This is a genomic window from Kriegella aquimaris, from assembly GCF_900103215.1.
Taxonomy (GTDB): Bacteria; Bacteroidota; Bacteroidia; order Flavobacteriales; family Flavobacteriaceae; genus Kriegella; species Kriegella aquimaris.
Genome location: NZ_FNGV01000002.1, coordinates 119,064 through 139,995, shown reverse-complemented (window position 1 = coordinate 139,995; position 20,932 = coordinate 119,064). Strand labels below are relative to the sequence as shown.

The 20,932-nt window shown below is 39.9% G+C and carries 16 protein-coding genes; 8 read left to right on the top strand and 8 right to left on the bottom strand.

Going from position 1 to position 20,932, the window contains the following annotated elements; genetic code table 11:
• Positions 1-21: 21 nt before the first annotated feature.
• Positions 22-711 (bottom strand): hypothetical protein, encoded by a 690-nt coding sequence (locus tag BLS33_RS05725; protein ID WP_089886457.1) that lies wholly within the window; start codon positions 709-711, stop codon positions 22-24.
• A 100-nt stretch (positions 712-811) separates the two neighbouring features.
• On the opposite strand from BLS33_RS05725, the gene BLS33_RS05720 reads away from it, so the two are divergent.
• The 7 genes from BLS33_RS05720 to arfB all read left to right on the top strand — a co-directional run bounded on the left by BLS33_RS05720 (position 812) and on the right by arfB (position 8,013).
• Positions 812-1,462, top strand: coding sequence for a thymidine kinase (locus BLS33_RS05720; protein ID WP_089886455.1), 651 nt, complete (start codon positions 812-814; stop codon positions 1,460-1,462).
• The gene (alr, locus tag BLS33_RS05715) at positions 1,449-2,558 is read left to right on the top strand and encodes an alanine racemase (RefSeq protein WP_089886453.1); all 1,110 of its coding nucleotides are present in this window, start codon (positions 1,449-1,451) and stop codon (positions 2,556-2,558) included. The genes BLS33_RS05720 and alr overlap by 14 nt, the downstream gene beginning before the upstream one ends.
• A gap of 71 nt (positions 2,559-2,629) precedes the next feature.
• Positions 2,630-3,040, top strand: a complete 411-nt coding sequence (mscL, locus tag BLS33_RS05710; protein ID WP_089886451.1) for a large conductance mechanosensitive channel protein MscL — start codon at positions 2,630-2,632, stop codon at positions 3,038-3,040.
• Between the two features lie 203 nt (positions 3,041-3,243).
• Positions 3,244-4,233 carry an aspartate-semialdehyde dehydrogenase gene (locus tag BLS33_RS05705; protein WP_089886449.1) on the top strand — a complete coding sequence of 330 codons (990 nt, stop codon included), beginning with the start codon at positions 3,244-3,246 and terminating at the stop codon, positions 4,231-4,233.
• Between the two features lie 93 nt (positions 4,234-4,326).
• A complete protein-coding gene (locus tag BLS33_RS05700; RefSeq protein WP_089887084.1) occupies positions 4,327-6,510 on the top strand; it encodes a prolyl oligopeptidase family serine peptidase in 2,184 nt (727 codons plus the stop codon).
• 117 nt (positions 6,511-6,627) lie between these two features.
• Positions 6,628-7,602, top strand: a complete 975-nt coding sequence (locus BLS33_RS05695) for an ABC transporter ATP-binding protein (RefSeq protein ID WP_089886447.1) — start codon at positions 6,628-6,630, stop codon at positions 7,600-7,602.
• Between the two features lie 6 nt (positions 7,603-7,608).
• The gene (gene arfB / locus BLS33_RS05690) at positions 7,609-8,013 is read left to right on the top strand and encodes an alternative ribosome rescue aminoacyl-tRNA hydrolase ArfB (protein ID WP_089886445.1); all 405 of its coding nucleotides are present in this window, start codon (positions 7,609-7,611) and stop codon (positions 8,011-8,013) included.
• Between the two features lie 70 nt (positions 8,014-8,083).
• Here arfB and BLS33_RS05685 read toward each other — a convergent pair whose 3' ends face one another.
• The gene (locus BLS33_RS05685; protein ID WP_089886442.1) at positions 8,084-8,755 is read right to left on the bottom strand and encodes an ABC transporter ATP-binding protein; all 672 of its coding nucleotides are present in this window, start codon (positions 8,753-8,755) and stop codon (positions 8,084-8,086) included.
• 484 nt (positions 8,756-9,239) lie between these two features.
• Between BLS33_RS05685 and BLS33_RS05680 the strand changes: the two genes are divergently transcribed.
• On the top strand, positions 9,240-10,829 hold the full coding sequence (locus tag BLS33_RS05680) for a sensor histidine kinase (RefSeq protein WP_089886440.1): 1,590 nt from the start codon (positions 9,240-9,242) through the stop codon (positions 10,827-10,829).
• A gap of 24 nt (positions 10,830-10,853) precedes the next feature.
• Here BLS33_RS05680 and BLS33_RS05675 read toward each other — a convergent pair whose 3' ends face one another.
• From BLS33_RS05675 to BLS33_RS05650, 6 genes are all read right to left on the bottom strand, one after another.
• Positions 10,854-13,271, bottom strand: coding sequence for an ABC transporter permease (locus BLS33_RS05675; protein ID WP_089886438.1), 2,418 nt, complete (start codon positions 13,269-13,271; stop codon positions 10,854-10,856).
• 46 nt (positions 13,272-13,317) lie between these two features.
• The gene (locus BLS33_RS05670) at positions 13,318-14,682 is read right to left on the bottom strand and encodes an ABC transporter permease (protein ID WP_176801342.1); all 1,365 of its coding nucleotides are present in this window, start codon (positions 14,680-14,682) and stop codon (positions 13,318-13,320) included.
• A complete protein-coding gene (locus tag BLS33_RS05665) occupies positions 14,654-15,382 on the bottom strand; it encodes an ABC transporter permease (RefSeq protein WP_089886435.1) in 729 nt (242 codons plus the stop codon). The genes BLS33_RS05670 and BLS33_RS05665 overlap by 29 nt, the downstream gene beginning before the upstream one ends.
• 3 nt (positions 15,383-15,385) lie before the next feature.
• Positions 15,386-15,685, bottom strand: coding sequence for a hypothetical protein (locus BLS33_RS05660; RefSeq protein ID WP_089886433.1), 300 nt, complete (start codon positions 15,683-15,685; stop codon positions 15,386-15,388).
• A gap of 78 nt (positions 15,686-15,763) precedes the next feature.
• Positions 15,764-18,178 carry an ABC transporter permease gene (locus BLS33_RS05655; protein ID WP_089886432.1) on the bottom strand — a complete coding sequence of 805 codons (2,415 nt, stop codon included), beginning with the start codon at positions 18,176-18,178 and terminating at the stop codon, positions 15,764-15,766.
• Between the two features lie 327 nt (positions 18,179-18,505).
• A complete protein-coding gene (locus BLS33_RS05650) occupies positions 18,506-20,923 on the bottom strand; it encodes an ABC transporter permease (RefSeq protein WP_089886430.1) in 2,418 nt (805 codons plus the stop codon).
• Between the last annotated feature and the right edge of the window lie 9 nt (positions 20,924-20,932).

Here is a 20,932-nt window from a genome sequence, read left to right as displayed (position 1 = left end):
AGTGTATTGACTACTAATTGATTACGCGAACCTTCGTTCGATCAGTGCCATAAATCGATTTACATATTCTTCTTTGCCTACCCAATTATTATATTCTGGTCGCACTAAATTATTTATAAAGGCCACTGACCGCTCTTCCGATTCGATAGTGTTCAATTGCGAAAGCACACGATTATAGTCTTCCATGCTACCGTCGAATAGATGTTTTACAAACGCCAGTCTATTGTTAAGGTCTACTTTAATGTCTTTATTGGTCATGGCATCATTTACTGATTTTTGACCGGCTTCTTTCTTTTTACCGCTATCATTTGGCGGCATAAAAAGTTCCTTATCATTTTTCATATACTGTGGCTTGGCCAAAAATTCTGCCAATACCTCATCGACCGGTGTATCACTGGGCATTTCAGAAACAATATGCTTGATCGTATCCATTCCTGGCGTCATAATGTCTTCTTCATGCGGATTGGTTTCCGGAACGGATGAATTCGCATTGAGCACGGCATTTGCCATAACCTCAAATTTCGAGGCGATTACATTTTTTGAGACATCTACCTCCATCTCATTCAATTCTTCATCGATAAACTTTAGTACCGCCAATTTTTCATAAAGGTTTTTGGCACCCTCATATAACTCGGCCACATTGTTCATATCCCGGGAGGTGATAATGTCAGTGGACATCTTTATCAACTCTTCTTTCAACTTTCTTTTCATCGCTTGAATTTTATTCTCCTAAAACGGCTTTCTTTTAGTTAATTTTATGTTCGCTATAATAAGAACGAAAAAACACCTTATTTTCGTCTAAAATTACAAAATGTTTCTTGAAAATACCGTTAATAATCAGGAACAATTCGGTTGGATAGAGGTTATCTGCGGGTCTATGTTCTCCGGAAAGACCGAGGAACTCATACGTAGATTAAAGCGTGCACAGTTCGCCAAGCAAAAGGTGGAAATCTTTAAGCCTATCGTCGATACTCGATATCACGAAGATATGGTGGTTTCGCATGATGCCAATGAAATCAGATCGACTCCAGTTCCTGCGGCGGCCAATATTCGTATTTTGGGCGATACTTGTGATGTTATCGGAATCGACGAAGCGCAATTTTTTGATGATGAAATTGTTACGGTTTGCAATGATTTGGCCAACAAAGGTGTTCGTGTTATCGTTGCTGGCCTCGATATGGATTTTAAAGGAAATCCTTTTGGGCCTATGCCCGCTTTGATGGCCACTGCGGAATATGTAACCAAAGTACATGCCATATGCACCCGAACCGGAAACCTAGCCAATTACAGTTACAGAAAATCAAGCAATGATAATCTGGTGTTGTTAGGTGAAACAGGAGAATATGAGCCTTTGAGTAGGTCTGCCTATTACAAAGCCATGTTAAAAGAAAAAGTAAAACATATGAATGTTGCCGACGAAGAGGTTTTGGAAAACAAAAAGAATACCGATGCCCAAAGCTAACCAAACGATATTAGAGCTCAACTTAAACGCTCTAGAACACAATTACAACCATTTACGCTCAAGATTAGAACCGACCACAAAGTTTCTAGGGGTTGTAAAAGCTTTCGCGTATGGCAGTGATGCCGTAAAAATTTCATTAAAGTTACAGAGCATAGGGGTAGATTATTTTGCAGTTGCTTATGCCAGCGAAGGAGTTGTTCTTAGGGATGCAGGAATTAAATTGCCCATATTGGTACTGCATCCACAGGCGGCTAATTTTGATGTATTGCTCAAACACCGTCTTGAGCCAAGCTTGTATTCTACCAAGATTTTGAACGAATTTTTAAAACTTGTCCAAAACGAAGGTCTAAAAGACTATCCCGTGCATATCAAATTCAATACTGGCCTTAACAGATTGGGTTTTGGGGAAAACGAGGTGGATACTGTCCTAGAAGTACTGGAGAACAGTCGGGAAATAAAAATGGTCTCTATCTTTTCGCATTTGGCTGCTTCGGAAGATTTGAATGAAAAAGTCTTCACTTTGCAACAAATCGACACTTTTAAAAGGATTGCGACGGCAATGGAAAATAAATTGGGCCGTGTTGTATTTAAACATATTTTGAATACATCGGGCATTATTAACTATCCTAAAGCACAATTCGACATGGTCAGAAGCGGAATCGGCCTATACGGATTCGGCAACGACACCGAGATCGATAAACAGTTAAAGCCTGTAGCCACTTTAAAGACCGCCATTTCACAAATTCATAGAATTTTGCCTGAAGAAAGCGTAGGCTACAATCGGGCCTATATTTCTTCCAACGAAAGATTTACGGCAACCCTTCCCTTGGGACACGCTGATGGCATTGGCAGGCAATATGGAAATGGAAAAGCATTTGTTTCCGTTAATGGGAAGAAAGCCCCTATTATTGGTAACGTTTGTATGGATATGATTATGATCGACATCACCGGATTGAATTGCGAAGAAGGCGATGAAGTGGTGATTTTCGGGGAAGACCCTACCGCCGACGAGATGGCTACAGGAGCAAAAACGATTTCCTATGAACTGTTAACCGGAATTTCGCAACGCGTAAAGAGAGTGTGTATCGATCATTAAATAAATGTATCTCTTTGAACCAAAGACCTTTTTAACTACATTGCAGAGAATAACCATTAAAAATTTAAAACATGCTAAAAGAGTTTAAAGATTTTATTATGACCGGCAACGTCATCGAATTTGCCGTTGCAGTTATCATGGCAGGCGCAGTGGGCTTGGTCGTGAACGGATTTGTCGGTGACATCATTATGCCAATTGTTGGGCATTTTGCAGGTGGAGTCGATTTCGCCAATTTAAAGGTAATATTGACACCGGCTACAGGTGTAGCAGGAGAAGCTGGCTTTGTGGCCGAGAACGCCATCCGATGGGGTGCGTGGGTCAACACCATTGTTAACTTAATAATAGTTGGTTTTGTGATGTTTCTCATAATCAAAGCTTACAACAAGATGAAAAAACCTGCTGAAGTTGTCGAAGAAACTCCAGCTGGACCAACACAGGAGGATTTGTTGATAGAAATACGTGATTTATTGAAGAAAAAATAAATCCATTATTGGATTGAATATATCCGCTGCACCGCAGCTTTAATTTCAAAAGCCGCAGACCTAGTTTCGCTACTAGATCTGCGGTTATTTTTTGCAATAATGTTATTTATATAACATTTTGTTATATTTTTAATAAATCTTAATTATCGTGCTTGCAAGACAATACCTGTTGCAGTACATTTGTCGCTCATAAATAAAGTGATATGAAAGTAGCTGTTGTAGGCGCCACCGGAATGGTAGGTGAAGTAATGTTGAAAGTACTGGCCGAGCGCAATTTTCCGATAACGGAATTATTATTGGTCGCTTCGGAAAGGTCCGTAGGAAAAAAATTGCCTTTTAAGGGAAAAGAATACGCCATTATTGGTTTGGAAGATGCCGTTGCGGCTAAACCTGACATCGCCATTTTCTCAGCAGGCGGGGACACTTCATTGGAATGGGCCCCCAAATTCGCCGAGGTGGGAACTACAGTGGTAGACAATTCCTCAGCTTGGCGTATGGATCCCACAAAAAAATTGGTGGTTCCAGAAATTAATGCCAATGAATTGACCAAAGCCGACAAAATCATTGCCAACCCCAATTGCTCTACCATCCAAATGGTAATGGCATTGGCCCCATTACACAAGAAATATAAAATGAAACGCGTAGTAGTCTCCACATACCAATCGGTATCTGGTACGGGAGTCAAGGCGGTCCGCCAATTGGAGAATGAGATAGCAGGTATTTCAGGCGAAATGGCCTACCCTTACCCCATCGGAAGAAACGCATTGCCCCATTGCGATGTTTTTATGGAAAATGGTTATACCAAAGAAGAAATGAAACTGGCGCAAGAGCCGCAGAAGATATTTAATGATCGCAGTTTCTCTGTGACTGCTACAGCTGTTCGAATTCCTACAGCTGGCGGCCATTCAGAATCGGTCAACGTAGAATTTGAAAATGATTTTGACTTGAACGAGGTGAGGCGTCTGCTTAACGAAAGTTCTGGAGTAACGGTCCAAGACAATCCTGATACCAATACTTACCCCATGCCGATTTATGCGCATGATAAAGACGAAGTATTCGTCGGTCGTATTCGTCGTGATGAAACACAACGAAATACCTTGAATATGTGGATTGTTGCCGATAACCTAAGAAAAGGAGCCGCTACTAATGCCGTGCAGATTGCCGAGTACTTAGTGGCAAATGATCTGGTGTAAACCAATTTTCGATTTAAGAAAGTTAAAACCTTTGTAACGTAGATGTTCCAAAGGTTTTTTTGTGCTATTTTCGATGTTGTCAATTCTGAAATAATGAAGAATGTAATCTCTCTTTTTATTCTAATATTGCTTGCCGCTTGCGGTTCTTCGAAAAAGACCAAAGACCATCTCAATAATGTCAAAACGCAAAATACTTTAATCGTGCATTATCCCCCAACTAAAAAAGTTGATTCCATCGACACCTATTTCGGAACTGTTGTCAAAGACCCCTACCGTTGGCTAGAGGATGACCGAAGCGAAGAAACCGAAGCTTGGGTCAAAGAGCAGAATATTGTTACTTCGGAATACTTAAACCAAATTCCGTTTCGTGATGATCTAAAAAATAGACTTGAAAAACTCTGGAACTACGAAAAACTGGGAGCTCCCTTTAAAGAAGGTGAATACATTTACTTTTATAAGAACGATGGTTTGCAAAACCAGTATGTAATTTATCGCAAAAAGGAAAATGAAGAACCTACCGTTTTTTTAGACCCCAATACCTTTTCTAAAGAGGGAACCACGTCTTTGGCGAGTCTGAGCTTTACAAAAGATGGTTCTTTGGCGGCCTATTTGATTTCAGAAGGGGGCAGTGATTGGCGTAAGGGCATTGTAATCGATACCGAAACAATGCAAATTGTTGAAGACACATTAGTCGACATCAAATTTAGTGGCCTATCGTGGCTTGGTAATAAGGGATTTTATTATTCAAGTTATGACAAACCCAAGGGCAGCGAACTTTCTGCCAAGACAGACCAGCACAAGGTCTACTTTCATAAACTAGGCACTCCGCAAAAGGATGATGCGCTTATTTTTGGTGGCAAACCAGCAGAAAATCATCGATATATCGGCGCTAACGTCACTGAGGACCAAAAATACTTAACGATTTCAGCGGCTACCTCTACGTCTGGAAACAAACTTTTTATTCAAGACCTGAATAACCCAAGTGCCCATTTGACAACTATAGTCGATGATACCGAATCAGACAACTACCTCATCGAGAACGTAGGTTCGAAGCTCTTTATCGTAACCAATAGAAATGCCCCGAACAAAAAAATAGTGATGGTAGATGCTGCTGACCCAGCCCCAGATAATTGGGTCGATTTTATACCAGAAACCGAAAACGTACTCAGCCCAAATACGGGTGGCGGTTATTTTTTCGCGGAGTATCTGGTCGATGCGATCTCTAAAGTACTTCAATACGATTATGATGGAGAATTGATTCGCCAAGTAAAGCTTCCAGGTGTGGGAAGTGCTGCCGGATTTGGTGGAAAAAAGGAGGATACGGAATTCTATTTTTCCTTTACCAACTATATTATGCCGGGATCTTCTTACAAATTCAATGTAGAAACTGGGGAATATGAAACGTATTGGAAACCCGAAATAGATTTTAATCCTGAAGATTATGAGTCTTACCAAATATTCTATACTTCTAAGGACGGTACAAAGGTACCCATGATTATAACCCATAAAAAAGGGTTGGCCTTAAACGGAAAAAATCCGACTTTGCTTTACGGTTATGGTGGATTCAACATAAGCCTTACCCCTGCTTTTAATATTGTCAATGCAGTTTGGTTTGAACAAGGTGGTGTTTATGCCGTTCCCAACCTTCGTGGTGGTGGCGAATATGGAAAAGTATGGCATGATGCGGGGACAAAACTTAAAAAGCAAAATGTCTTCGACGACTTTATCGCTGCGGCGGAGTATCTAATTGACAAGAAGTATACCTCATCAGATTATTTAGCCATTCGCGGAGGTTCTAACGGTGGTCTGCTCGTCGGTGCTACGATGACACAGCGACCAGACCTAATGAAAGTAGCCCTTCCTGCCGTCGGCGTTTTAGACATGCTTCGATACCATACGTTTACCGCTGGTGCCGGGTGGGCCTATGATTATGGCACGGCAGAAGAAAGCCAAGCAATGTTCAATTATTTAAAAGGCTATTCTCCCGTTCACAATGTAAAAAAAGGCACTTCATACCCTGCCACATTGGTAACGACGGGTGATCATGACGACCGTGTGGTACCCGCACATAGTTTTAAGTTTGCCGCAGAGCTGCAAGAAAATCAGTCGGGAACCAACCCTACCCTTATTAGGATCGAAACCAATGCGGGTCATGGTGCGGGAACGCCTATAAGTAAAACTATTGAACAATATGCTGATATCTTTGCCTTTACCTTTTACAATATGGGGTTCAGAGAACTACCAAATAAAGTTTTACTGAGGGAAACCAAGAAGTAGTGCTTCGTATGAGAAAGCATTCAATATTTTAGATGAAAATACGTTTCTATTAATAGCCTGTTTTGAAATGTATCACCAAATATTTTACAGGCAAGTTTTGATGTAAAATAATACGATATGCTACAAGTAGACCACGTTTCCTTTTCCTATGATGATACTCCTGTTTTGGAGAACATCAATTTTAGGGTAAAAAAGGGAGAACACGTATCTATAATAGGAGAAAGCGGTTGTGGCAAAAGCACCCTGTTAAAAATCATCTACGGGCTTTTGGATATTGAGGTTGGTGAAGTCTACTGGGATGAAACCCAGATTTTAGGTCCGCTTTATAATTTGGTTCCCGGGGAATCATATATCAAATACCTGTCACAAGATTTCGATTTGATGCCCTACACTACGGTATTTGAAAATGTCAGCCAATATTTGTCAGTTTTTGAGCCAGAGGAATTGAACCGGCGGACCCAAGAACTTCTGCAACTTATTGGAATGACCGAAAAGGCACATGCCAAGGTCAAACATCTCAGCGGTGGACAACAACAGCGTGTTGCCCTTGCTAGAGTTCTAGCGCAACAACCAGAAATATTATTATTGGATGAGCCTTTCAGCAATATTGATAATTTCAAGAAAAATACTTTAAGATGCGATCTTTTTACCTTTCTAAAAAAAGAAGGGATTACCGTATTGACCGTAACACATGACCATAACGATATATTGCCCTTTGCCGACCGTGTATTTGTCTTAAAAGACCAGCAGATTATTGCAAAAGAAACCCCAAAGAATCTGTATGAACACCCTAAAGATCTTTATATAGCCTCATTGTTCGGTGAGGCCAACAAAATTCCTATCAATGTGGTAAAATCATATGCCGATACCAAACGGCGTATTATTGTTTATGCCCATGAATTTAGGGTTTCAGGAAAATCAGGCTTAGAAGTCACTGTAAATGCATCATATTATATGGGCGGTCATTATATGATAAGGGGCACTTATGAAGACCAGAATATTACTTTCCATCATCATAGAGCCCTAGAAATAGGGAAGACTGTTTTTCTAAATGTTTCTATCGAAACTATCAACCAACGGCTAAACCTCTAAGAAAATTTGGACAAACAACGCATCATAGAAGAGCTTCAATTTAAAGCGGTACGAAGCAGCGGTGCGGGCGGCCAACATGTGAATAAAGTTGCTACAAAAATCGAACTGTCTTTTGATGTCGCCAATTCTGAGGCACTCTCTGCCCTAGAAAAGAGTCGGATCCTCATAAAATTGAATAATAGAATAAACAAAGAACAGCTGTTATTGCTACAATGCGCAGAAACCCGTAGTCAACACAAAAACAAGGCCCTCGCCATACAACGTTTTTTGGAAACTATTGAGGGCGTTTTAAAGAGACCGAAAAAAAGGCGTAAAACAAAGCCCTCGAAATCATCAATCGAGAAACGATTAAAGCATAAAAAAATAGCTGCCCTTAAAAAAAGAAATCGCAGCAAACCCAATTTGGACTAAATGGTCGCCCTCTCAAGGCCTCTAACACAAAACAACACCATTGGTCATCACATTTGTTTTTTGGGCTATTTCATTCACTTGCTATTTTTCGCCCGTCGAGTAAATGAATCACTTTTGAGCCATAGGCAGCATTTTTTTCAGAATGAGTTACCTGAATAATAGTCACTCCTTCTTCGTTCAATTTTTTAAAGAGCTGCATAATTTCCTCACTTTGTTGCGAGTTCAGGTTGCCTGTAGGTTCATCGGCCAATATTAACTTAGGGTTAGTGATTAAAGCACGGGCTACGCCGACCAATTGTTGTTGCCCACCACTGAGTTGGGTCGGGAACAAGTCTTTTTTCCCTACAATATTAAAACGGTCTAACATATCGGCAACCATCGCCTTACGTTCCGACCCCTTTACTTTTTTATAAAGTAAGGGCATCTCTAAATTTTCATAGACCGTAAGTTCATCGAGCAAATGATACGATTGAAATACAAATCCAATATATTCCTTGTAAAGGTTGGCGCGATGTTTTTCTTTAAGTTGGTGTACCGATTCGTGTAAAAATTGATATTCCCCTTCATCAAAACCATCAAGCATACCAATAACATTAAGCAGTGTGGACTTTCCCGAACCTGAAGGGCCCATTACCGAGATGAATTCTCCCTCCTCGACACTAAGGTTGATGTCTTTTAAAAGAAATATTCGTTGCCCTCCTGAATTGACCCACTTAAAAATGTTTCCTAGTTCTAAAAGCATATAGTTATTCTTCAAGTTGATGGTACATTCCGTTCATGTTCTTAACAAAACATGTCAAACAAATGATGAGGTCTTCTGAAAACTGTTACAGCTCATACTCCCTAATAGTGGTCTACTTTCGTGCCAAAAAGATAATCATTTTATAATCAATAAGTTACTCAGGATTACCTTTTTAATTAGGCAATTTTTGTTAAATAGTTTTACAAATAGTGTCAAAATGTTTTACACTATTATATGATGTCATACCCGTCAGATTAAACAGAGATATATAGATTTCTCAGAACTACGATGACTTAAGGAAAATAACGGCAATACATAAATTAATCTTTTTCCTACAATTTTTGTAATTGACAACCGTTATAGAACCCCGTGACCTACGTATGACTTTAATTTTATACCTCTTTGCCACTTACCAAGGAAAGGATAGCTTCATTGTTGAAATCCTTTCAAATACAAAACTGTTAGTACCCCTTAGCCAAAAATAATGTATCAGAATAAAAATGCCCGAAAACTCTATTGGATAGCCGTCTTTACTATAATTTTAGGATTAGCGGTATCATTAGGCTGGGCATTCGATATCGCATTACTCAAGACAATAGTACCCCATTATGTTTCAATGAAACTAAACACTGCCCTGGGCTTTATTTTGACCGGCATTGTTTTATTACTTGTTATCAAAGAAAAGTGGCTTCAATTTGCGGCCATAACCTCGGTAGTTCTTGCGGTTTTAGGCTTCACATCTCTATTTCAAGACGTGTTTGGGTACAATCTGGGCATTGATCAGCTTTTGATAGACGATTTAGATGCCATTCGCATGGGTCAACCATCGCCAGGGCGTCCTTCACCCACTACTTCCCTATGTTTCGGTCTATTCGGATTGATTTTTCTTGCAATTCGTAGTACGAACAATCATATTAAAAATATACGGCAATATGCACTCCACCTAATAACCCTTATTTCTTTCATAGCCATAGTAGGATACTTGTTTCGCGTTCCAGCCTCATATAAACTATCATTTTTTACTTCAATGGCCATCCATACCTCGATTACGCTTTTTATACTATCTATAGCGGTATCTTATCTATATTCTGGGCTAGGTATTATTGGGTTGTTCACTGGAGGTCGTATCGGCAATATAATGGCGCGTAATCTTTTTAAAAGAAGCCTAATCGCCGTTCTAATACTTGGTTATGTTCAACTATCACTAGTAAGATTAGATTTGGTTTCAATAGAGTTCGGCATAGCCTTATTCGCTACTTCCTACCTGCTCATATCACTTCATTCTCTATGGTCAACTGCCCAATTATTAAATGGAACTGATATGAGTAGGAAAAAAGCGGAAAATGAACTTATAGCCACCAATAAAAACCTTGAAAAAATTGTACAAGAGCGCACTGGTTATTTAACCAAACAGAACAAACAATTAGAAGACTTTGCCCATATAGTCTCACACAATCTTCGGGGGCCTACCAGCAATCTGAAAGCACTTCTTTATTTTTACGAAAAGGAAAAATCAATTGAAGAGCGAGACATTATAATTGGAAAGTTTGAAAAAACCGTTGTAAATCTGGGTACGACCCTTGATGACCTTTTGGAGGTGGTGACCATACGTCACGAGTCAAAAAAGGAAAGAGGAAAGCTGAATTTCGAAGTTTTATTTTCAAAGCTGATAGACACATACCAAGGAAAAATAATGGAATCGAGCGCCAAGATTACAAGTGATTTCTCGGCAGCTCCGACTGTTGAATATTCTTCCGTTTATCTTGAAAGCATTCTGCACAACCTACTGAGCAATGCCATAAAATATCGTTCATCTGATCGAGAACCTTCCATTCATTTTGAGACCTATACACAAGGGGATAAAATCGGACTTATAGCTCGGGACAATGGTCTGGGTATCGACTTAGCCTTAAACGGAAGTCGCCTGTTCGGATTGCACAATACATTTCATCGTCACCCTGAGGCAAAGGGCGTCGGTCTTTTTATCACAAAAGCCCAAGTAGAGGGCATGGGTGGTGAAATCAAAGTTAAGAGTGAAGTGAATATAGGCACTACCTTTGAAGTTGTATTCTAAAAGACGACTTTTTTTCTCAGTTTTTCACTCATCCCTTAAAGCATCCACCGGGTTCGCTATGGCGGCCCTAAAGCTCTGCCAACTGACCGTTGCCATGGCAATAATAAGGGCAGCTATTCCCGCAAGAGCAAATACCCACCAGCTTATCGTGGTTTTATAGGCAAACCCTTCCAGCCATTTGCTCATAGCATACCATGCTATAGGTACGGCGATAATAAAAGCGAAACCTACCCATTTCACAAAGTCTATATTCAATAGCGAAAGAATCTGCGTAATCGTCGCACCATTTACCTTACGCACTCCAATTTCCTTTTTCCGTTTGATGCAGGTGTAGGACGTTAGACCAAAAAGCCCCATGGAAGCAATCAATATGGCCAACAATGTAAATATTTGAAAAGCTTTGGCAAATTTTCTATCCTCAATATATTGCCGTTGGAAATTTTGGTCTAAAAAAGTATAGCTATAAGTACTCTCTGGAAAAACTTTATGCCAGGTTTTATTTAATTGATTCATGGCAACTGCAGTGCCAGCCATTGTAGCGGTACTTTCATCTAACTTTACCAAAATGTTTCCAATGCTCTTATTATGTGTTATGATGAGCGGCTCAATCGATGATTTCAGTCCAAAATGATGATAATCTTTGACCACCCCTTTAATGGCCCAATCTTGATCCCAAAATTTTATGGTTTCATCGATTAGACCTTGCATATCTGAAATACCCATCAAACGGGCCATTTTTTCATTGATTACAATGTTATTACTTCTTTCCATTGTCGTTTGCGAAAAGGCTTTCCCTGCCACGAATTGCATACCCATCAGATCAAAGTAATTCGGCTGAACGGTATAGTTATACCATACTCGTTTTTCATCCGTCGTTCCATCGGGAAACATTACCCCAATATTTGAATTCATATTCGAAAAATCATCCCCAGGAAAAGTTTGCGCCAAAGCCACGTCTTTCACATAAGGGCTTTTTTTGAGCTCAGCTAACAATGTACTGAAATCTTGTTTCAAAAGTGAATCCGTTTTCCTGTTCAATACTTGTCCGTTTAGTGCAACCAGGTTACTAAGTTCGGCACCAATAGGCCGGTTTTGGAGAAAACGAATTTGCTTGTTGGTCAAAAACGCGCCTGTCAAAAGAACGATAGTTACTAAAAATTGGCCAATAATAAGTCCTCTCCGAAGATTGAGTCCTTTGGTGGAAGTTCGTAACGTTCCTTTTAGCACGGTCACCGACTTGTACTTGCTTAATATAAAAGCAGGATAGGAAGCAGACAGGATAATACCCGACAGTATAAAACTAAAATACGGCAGCAGCCCTTTTGTTTGCACATTATTTAAATTTAAGTCCAATCCCACAAACCGATTAAAGGCAGGAAGTAAAGCATATGCCGTAGCGATTGCCAAGACAATTGCCATAAAATTCAGGAGACCGGATTCTACCAGAAACTGTAAGATTAATTGTGACCTTCTTGCCCCGACCACCTTACGAATCCCTATTTCCTTGGCACGTTCCATTGATTTGCTAGTAGAGAGATTAATATAATTCATCCAGGAAAGCAGAATGGTTATGAATGCTATGATTGTCAAGAGTCGAATGTTATTAGCACTGCCATTGGTCTCTGCCTCATACGGCTTATTTGAATTCAGGTGAATATCTTCTATGGGTTCGAGATGATGCCTTTCGTTTTTAAGCCCTTCTGGTTCAAACGCCATTATTTTCTTATTTAACGAAGCAGGATCGGCATTTTGGTCTAATTTTAAATAGGTATAGTACTCATTTTGATTCCATGTATATTTCCAATCACGCTCAAATACCGGCCAAGTATAGAAGGTTTTGAAGGACACCAGAAAATCGTTATTGATATGCGAATTTTTAACTTCGCCGCTCATGACCCCGGTTACCTTAAAATTTGTGTTACCTCCAGCAGCTATCTTTACGGTTTCACCGATAGGATTTGCAGCACCAAAAATCTTTTCTGCCAACAAGGCCGAGAGCACTATGGAATACGGTTCGTTCAATGCAGTATGTGCGTCACCCTTTTCCAGGGTGCGGTCGAAGATTTCAAAGTAACTGGGATCTGCCAAGGCACCAGCGTTTTTATCAAAAACATTATTGTCATGTAACAACACCAATCCGGTCATACGGCGAAGCCGAACAAAGTCTATAATTTCGGGGAATTTTTCTTGTAAAGTTGGACCGCTTACAATGTAGGCATTGGCGTCGCCAGCAACATATTCGCCGCCCTCCAGATAGTCCATGTAGACCCGATGCACATATTCGGAACCTTCAAATTTATCATAGCTTCGCTCATGGTTTACATAGAGCATAATCAAAATAAACGAAGCCACACCAATTGCCAAACCAAAGATGTTAATAAACGAATACAGTTTGTTCTTTAACAAATAGCGCGTTGCGATTTTCAGAAATAGGTTGTTCATAATGTTCTATTTTTTATCATCCCTTGGCCTCCTCAAAGAAGAGGAGTTACTCATCCCGTAAAGCATCCACCGGGTTCGCTATGGCGGCCCTAAAGCTCTGCCAACTGACCGTTGCCATGGCAATAACAAGTGCTGCTATTCCTGCAAGGGCAAATATCCACCAGCTTATCGTGGTTTTATAGGCAAAACCTTCCAGCCATTTTGTAAATCCGTAATACGCCAACGGAACGGCAATCACAAAGGCCACAATAACCCATTTTAAAAAATCTTTATTGAGTAGGGCCAATATTTCGGAAACCTTGGCCCCATTGACTTTTCGAATACCAATTTCTTTTACCCGACGTGCCATTGTAAACTTTGACAGGGCAAAAAGACCCACACAGGAAAGCAGTATGGCCAAGATCGAAAACCATGCGATAAGTGTATTTACCTTAATATATTCTTTGTATTGTTCGTTAAGTTTTTCATTGGCAAAAAAATGAGTAAGAGGAAACCCTGGTAACCCCTCTTGCCATTTTTCCTTCAGCAAATCAATTACCTGAAAGCTAGCACCTGCTTTGGCCTTTACCAACAAATAATCCCAATCGGCAAAGTTTTCCTGTTCTGAAAAAAAGTGAGCCAAAGGCTGTATTTCCCTTTGTACGCCCTGATAGCTAAAATTATCGATTACACCAACTATACGGTATGGATTTCCTGTTCGAGAGCCTTCATGAAGAATCTGTCCTGTGGCTTCCGTGAAACCCAACTCTTCCATGGCCTTTTTATTTAAAACGACGCTATTTTTAACAGCTGTGATGGCTTGGTCAAAACCAGAGCCGTTTAAAAAATCTATTCCCATCGTTTTAAAATAGTTCTGGCCAACATACGCCTTTCTAAGAAACATACGCTCAGCCGTGCTTGAACCTTCTGGGTAAAAACCATTGTAATTCTCGTCGTAGTCCCCAGGAATGCTTCCAGAGAAACTAACCGATTCTACAAAAGGATTTGCCTCTAATTCTTCGGAGATTCTTTTTAAATTTCGGGAGGCCTCTTCAAGATTCTCATACTGCCAGCTATCCGTTTGCACAGCAATCACATTCTCATCATCAAATTTAGGATCCTTTTGAAGCATAAAATCAATCTGTTTCCGAATCATAAAAGTCCCGGAAATAAGTACAATCGCTATCACAAATTGTATAACAATCAACGAATGCCTGGAGACTGATTTTTTATTTACCGGAAATAAGTTGCCATGAAGACTTTGGATCAACTTACTTCGAGACCAGAATAAAGCGGGAATCAAACCGGAAAGTAGGCCGACAATACCCCAAATTATAACCAAAACCCACAATAACAAAGTATTCTGAATAGGGTTAAACTGTAAATCGGTCTCAAACAGGCGATTAAAAGTTGGAAGAAGTAAAACAACCATTACAATCCCAAAAATTAAGGCTATAAAACTTACCATTAGAGATTCGGTCATTTATTTGCTGGAATAAATTTTGCCGAGTAGCCCCATGCACTCTTTTAATGCCAATTTCCTTAATTCGCACCAAAGAATTGGTTATAGTGAGATTTATAAAATTGACAATTGCAATGCCAATAATCCCTAGAGCGATGATGGCTAAAATAATAATCAGAGTCTGGTTCGATTCTTCCGCCGCGTGGTATTCACTAAAAGGCAGTAGATTCAAATCGGTTTTATTCTCACCCACGGGAAGGAAATTTTCAATTACAATACGTTGTAGTTTATCTTTAACATCCTCAGCATTGGCGCCATCCTTCAACTGCACGTAGGTTATAGAAAAGGTATTGTACCAATCGTGAACATCTTTGATCCACGGAGAAATTTCTTCTCCCATTTCATAAGACGCAACAATGTCAAATTTTACGGAAGAGTTCTCAGGTATATCAACCACCCCTTTAACAGTGAGGAATATATCATCATATTTAATTCGAAGCTGTTTGTCAATGGCGGAATCGCTTCCAAAATATTTTTTCGCAAATGTCTTACTTATGACAACACCGTATTTGTCTTCTATCGCATTTTGGGCAGAGCCCTCTGTAAACGGAAAAGTAAATACCGAGAAAAATCCATCGTCTACGTAGTAGATGTTTTCAAGGAATGCCACGTCTTAATAGCTTATGCGAAACCCTTCCCAATCGAAAATGCGCGTTCCATTTTCTATTTCCGGAATTTCTTTTATCATTTGGGGCAGCAAAAGACCTTTGGTCATAGAACTTTCCCCTTCACGAACCCTATAGATATTGGAAATATTCTCATGAAAATGATTATAGGTGAGGTCGTTGTAAACATACAGTGCCAATACCAAGAAAGAAGCAATACCCACCCCCAGACCCATGGTATTAATCAGAAAAGTACTTTTGTTTTTTTTTATGTTCCTTAGAAAAAGGAAAATATTATGCTTTAACATGGCTCCCTGTTTTAATCATTTGTAATTCAACCTCCCTTAGCGAGAAAGTGGTTTGTATTCCTCCTTTTATACTCGTACTTAATCATCCTTTAAAGCATTAACGGGATTCATCGTAGCCGCCCTGAAACTTTTCCAGCCGATGGTTAAAAAGGCGATCATAATTGTAATCAATCCCGTTAAGAGAAAAAGCCACCATTGCATCTCGATCCGATAAGCAAAACCTTGTAGCCATTTCTCCATAAGATAATACCCTAAGGGGAAGGCCACTATAAAAGAGATACCTACTAATTTCAAGAAATCGGAAGAAAGCATGGCCACAATCTGTGGCACCGATGAGCCAAGCACTTTACGGATACCTATTTCCTTAAATCGCTGCTGGGTGGTAAAAGTTACTAGCCCGAAAAGCCCTAAGCAGGCCACGAAAATGGTCAAAAGTGCAAAAACGTAAAGCACGGTACCCATCTTTTGTTCCGACAAGTAGGTTTTTCTATATGATTCATCGAGCAAACTGTAATTAAAGGTTTCGTTGGTGTTAAAATCATTCCAAAGTGTTTCGGTATCGGCAATCAAACCAGCCATGTCTCCCGTATTTGCCCGTACAATTAATCCGCCGTAAGAACCATAAACCATAATCAAAGGCTCAATAGCCCGATGCAACGATTCGTGGTGAAAGTCTTTGACCACCCCGATTACGGTAAGTTTTTGATTCTCTGGGTCTCCCGCCCTTTCAAAAGTCTTTCCTATAGGATTGTCACCCAAACCAAAGGCCTTTGCAGCACTTTGATTGATGATGGTCTTCCCCTCCTCAGAACCAAATTCTTTCGAAAAATTACGACCCTCCAAGAGCTCTATGCCCATTACAGAAAGATAGCTTTCGTCTATATTGTAGAGTGAACTCCTTCGTTTGAACTTGCCGTCTTTATAAATTCCATATACACTGCGATCCGAGGGGCCTGCAGGCACAAAAGAAGACTGGCTAATACCTGCTACTTTCGGGTCTTTCAACAACTCATTTTTCAGAACCTCATTGTTGTTACCCAATAGATAGGAATCACGCAAAACAAGAATTTGATCTTTATCGTAGCCTAAGTTTTTATCCTGGATGTATGACATTTGTTGATTGACCACCAAAACGGCCAATATTAACCCAGCGGATATCACAAACTGGAATATGACCAGTCCGCTTCGAATACCTTTACTTTTACCGAAACCTGAAAATTTGCCTTTCAGGGCTGAAATGGGTTTAAAGGAAGAAAGGAAAAATGCCGGATACCCTCCTGCTAGAAGGCTAATAATTATAGCGCCAAAAAGAAATATTACCAAAAAAGAAGGTTTTAGAAGCTGCTGCGACTGTAACTCTTTCCCTGAAAGAGCGTTAAAGAAGGGTATGGAAACAATCACTATTAGAAAAGAAATTAGTACAGCTATAACAGTATCTATGGCCGATTCCATTAAAAATTGTTTGATCAACTGCTTTTTATTCGACCCCAATACTTTACGTATACCGACCTCTTTTGCCCTTTTAGCCGCAGCGGCCGTAGAAAGATTCATAAAATTGATACAGGCGATGAGTAGCATGAAAAGTGCTACGGCACTAAAGATATAAACGTATTTGATATCACCCCCTTGTTCTAAAGTAGAGGCCTTTGAAAACTCGGGATTCAGGTGAATGTCGGTCAAGGGCTGTAGGTAAAGCCCCAACGAATTCTCTTGGTTAAATTCGTCGTAGCTGATCCCTAATTCTTCCTGCAGTTGTGGTCCCATATGTTGTTTTAACACCTCTGGAAGTTTTGCCTGTAATAGCTCGTAGGGATATCCTTTGCGTAATACTAAAAAGGTAAAGAAATCAGAATTCATCCAAGTACCACTCTGTGCAAGTTCATGACCATTCATAGAGACAAACGCATCGAAGTGAAAGTGCGAATTTGTTGGAACTTCGTCTATAATGGCGGTAATCTTATAGTGTTGGTCGTATCCTTCTAATTCCAAATTTTTGCCAATTGCATTTTTTGAACTACCGAAATATCGCTGCGCTTCCTTTTGGGTAAGTACGACACTAAAAGGTTCGTCTAGGGGCGAAACTGCTTTTCCTTCAATAACCGGAAGCGTGAACACCTCAAGAAAATTAGGATCTACCCACGCATATTTACTGTTTTTAAAAGTCGTGTTATTGTATACTACAATGGGTTCGCCCATTCTTCTTAGGCGCGTAGCATCGTTCACTTCGGGAAATTCACGTTTGAGGGTTTCTGCTACCGGTGGCATGACAACTGCTTCCCGCACATCTTCACCTTCAATTTTTGCTTTGAACACCACACGCATGATTTCATCAGCTTTTTCATTGAACCTATCATAACTCAGTTCGTCGATTACAAAAAGCATAATAACCAAACAAGATGCAATGCCTAAGGACAGCCCTATTATATTCAGAAAGAATAATCCTTTGTTTCTTAAAATATTTCGCAATGCTATTTTAAAATTGTTCTTTAACATGATTTTATTTCTTGTGCCGAAATCAATTCAGCATTCTTTATTCTTTTGCGCGCCCTCTTTCTTTTAAAAGAGGGAAATGAATTCCGATTTGTGCCAAGCTTACACGGCATAATCGGAAGAAAGAGGGGAGTTTCATTATTCATATTTCCTAAAAAACCAAACCCCTTGATGCTATGTTTTATCTTTATTTCTTATTCAACCCATCCGTCTTCCCGCAGAAAAGTGCGGGAATCTACCTTTATTAAATTTTTATTTTCAAAACCTCCGATTTGATCTTCGATCGAACCACCTCCCTTTAAAAAAAAGTAGTAGCCTTAACTATTTCTATTATTCAGTACGTAAACTTTTTAGCGGTTTGATCAGTGCTGCACCGATAGACTGATAACTTATCGTCAGTAGTGCAATGGCCAATGCAATGCATCCTGCGCTCAGAAATACTTCCCAACCAATATTAACGCGATATGCAAAATCTTCGAGCCAACGCTGCATCATAAACCAACCAATGGGGACGGCCAAGACAATTGAGATCAAGACCAACCTCATAAAATCAAGTGTCAATAAGCTGTAGATACTTTTAAATGGTGCGCCAAGCACCAAGCGTATACTGATTTCCTTTTGTCGTTGTTCCACCATAAAAGCGGAGAGCGCAAATAGACCTAAACAGGCCACAAGAATAGCAAATAGGGCAAAACTGTTAAAGATTTTCCCCATGCGTTGGACGTCTTCGTGCATTTGGGCAAATTTCTGATCCAGAAAACTATAACTTAAAGATTGGTTCGGCACATTGCGGTTCCAAATTGCTGTGATGGCCGCCAAAGATTCCTTGATGTTCCCAGAACCGATTTTTACCGCAATCGTTCCTATATCGTTACCCAAACGTAAGGCAACAGGAGTGATATCTTCTTTCAAAGATTTGAAATGAAAATCATCGACAACACCCACGATCGTCCACTGTTTGTTGTTGTTATCAATTTGTTTTCCCACGGGGTTTTTAAGCCCAAGGTCATAAGCCATTTTTTGATTGATAATAATGGAATTGATAGAATCGGAAGCAAACTCCCTTGAAAAATCGCGGCCTTTTACAATTTGCATACCCAAGGTTTTTATGTAATCATAGTCTATCTGCCAAGTTTGGCTCAAGATGCCACCATTTTGGCTTCCTTCGCCTACAATAGTGAACGTAGTCTGATTGCGTTTGGAACCGTCCACGGGTAGATAATCGCTTTGGGATACCTGTTGTACCTGGGGCAATTGTAAGAGTTGTTGTTTGAAATTCTCAGACTTGCTTCCCAAGACATTGGCACCGTCCAAAATCATGACTTGTTCTTTGTCGTAACCCAGTTCCTTTTTTAGTATAAAGTCCATCTGTTTGTAGATAATCAGCGTTCCAATAATCAAGACAACGGAAGTTGCAAACTGAAAAATGACCAATCCACTTCGTAATTTTCCACTTTTACCGCCTCTACTCAAACTTCCTTTTAAAACATTTACGGGTCGGAAGGCGGAGAGATAAAAGGCAGGATATAAACCCGCAATAATTCCAATAATCAGGGCCGAGATAAATAAAACAGGCATAAAAGACCATGCCGTCCAAGGTATTTCTATCGTCTTTTCGGCAATGGAATTGAATGTGGGAAGTAAAAGCCATGCCATTACCACTCCGATTATAAACGATATAAAGCTAAATAAAACCGACTCTGTAAGGAACTGAGCCACAAGGTTACTCTTGAAAGCACCGACCGTTTTTCGCAAACCAACTTCTTTTGCCCTGTTCGCAGATTTTGCCGTTGATAAGTTGATGAAATTAATGCAGGCTAAAATTAAAATAAACCCAGCAATAGCTGCGAAGAGCCAAACGAAACGGAGGTCTCCATGCCTTAATCCATCGGCCATTTCAATATCCGATTTTAGGTGAATGTCGCCAATAGGCTGCAATTTGTATTCTATACTTTTTAAAATTTCTATAAAAGATGCATCCCTACCTCTTTTGATTTGGGCTGGAATCACATAGTTCTCTATTATAGAACGCATTTTATGCTGCAGTTCCCCGACGTTACTTTTTTCATCCAAAAGGACATAGGTAAAGTAGTTTTGTGATGTCCAACTTAGATTGGTATCATCAATGGGCAATAGAAAATCGAAATCGAGATGTGAATTACTCGGAAAATCAGGCATCACACCTGTTATGGTATACGGCTTTGAAGCATTATCGTCTAAAATCAACGTTTGCCCCAGAGCGCTTCCATTGGGGAAATATTTTGCCGCTTTCGACTTTGAGATAACAATGTTATCTGGCCCTGTCAACGCTTCCTTAGAGTTGCCTTGTACCAGTGGTATTTCAAGTATCTCGAATATGTTCTGGTCACCATACAGGAATCCCCCCTCAAAAATGTTCTGGGTCTCTCCACCCGAACGGAATGCTCTTTTTCCGCCGGAAGAAAGTGCAGAACCGAATATTTTACCCGCCTTTTTAATTTCAGGAAAATCTGCTTCGATTGTCTGTGCCATGGGCAATGGGAAATGGGTGCTTTTTTTCATTTCCCCATCTATTTCTGCCTGCAGTACTACCCTATAAATTTGATCCGAATTGGCATAATGTCGATCATAGTTCAATTCATCCGATATGAACAATGCAATTAACAAGCAAGCAGCAATGCCCACTGCAAAGCCCCCTATTTTTATAAAGGTGAACAGTTTTTCGCTTTTGATGCTTCGCCAAGCGATTTTTAAATAATTTTTAAACATGTTTGTCGA

What these genes read in the sequence shown, in the direction of transcription:
- BLS33_RS05725 (WP_089886457.1), bottom strand. Translation starts at nt 711, where the DNA reads ATGAAAAGAAAGTTGAAAGAAGAGTTGATAAAGATGTCCACTGACATT.
- BLS33_RS05720 (WP_089886455.1), top strand. Translation starts at nt 812, where the DNA reads ATGTTTCTTGAAAATACCGTTAATAATCAGGAACAATTCGGTTGGATA.
- alr (WP_089886453.1), top strand. Translation starts at nt 1,449, where the DNA reads ATGCCCAAAGCTAACCAAACGATATTAGAGCTCAACTTAAACGCTCTA.
- mscL (WP_089886451.1), top strand. Translation starts at nt 2,630, where the DNA reads ATGCTAAAAGAGTTTAAAGATTTTATTATGACCGGCAACGTCATCGAA.
- BLS33_RS05705 (WP_089886449.1), top strand. Translation starts at nt 3,244, where the DNA reads ATGAAAGTAGCTGTTGTAGGCGCCACCGGAATGGTAGGTGAAGTAATG.
- BLS33_RS05700 (WP_089887084.1), top strand. Translation starts at nt 4,327, where the DNA reads ATGAAGAATGTAATCTCTCTTTTTATTCTAATATTGCTTGCCGCTTGC.
- BLS33_RS05695 (WP_089886447.1), top strand. Translation starts at nt 6,628, where the DNA reads ATGCTACAAGTAGACCACGTTTCCTTTTCCTATGATGATACTCCTGTT.
- BLS33_RS05685 (WP_089886442.1), bottom strand. Translation starts at nt 8,755, where the DNA reads ATGCTTTTAGAACTAGGAAACATTTTTAAGTGGGTCAATTCAGGAGGG.
- BLS33_RS05680 (WP_089886440.1), top strand. Translation starts at nt 9,240, where the DNA reads ATGTATCAGAATAAAAATGCCCGAAAACTCTATTGGATAGCCGTCTTT.
- BLS33_RS05675 (WP_089886438.1), bottom strand. Translation starts at nt 13,271, where the DNA reads ATGAACAACCTATTTCTGAAAATCGCAACGCGCTATTTGTTAAAGAAC.
- BLS33_RS05670 (WP_176801342.1), bottom strand. Translation starts at nt 14,682, where the DNA reads ATGGTTGTTTTACTTCTTCCAACTTTTAATCGCCTGTTTGAGACCGAT.
- BLS33_RS05660 (WP_089886433.1), bottom strand. Translation starts at nt 15,685, where the DNA reads ATGTTAAAGCATAATATTTTCCTTTTTCTAAGGAACATAAAAAAAAAC.
- BLS33_RS05655 (WP_089886432.1), bottom strand. Translation starts at nt 18,178, where the DNA reads ATGTTAAAGAACAATTTTAAAATAGCATTGCGAAATATTTTAAGAAAC.
- BLS33_RS05650 (WP_089886430.1), bottom strand. Translation starts at nt 20,923, where the DNA reads ATGTTTAAAAATTATTTAAAAATCGCTTGGCGAAGCATCAAAAGCGAA.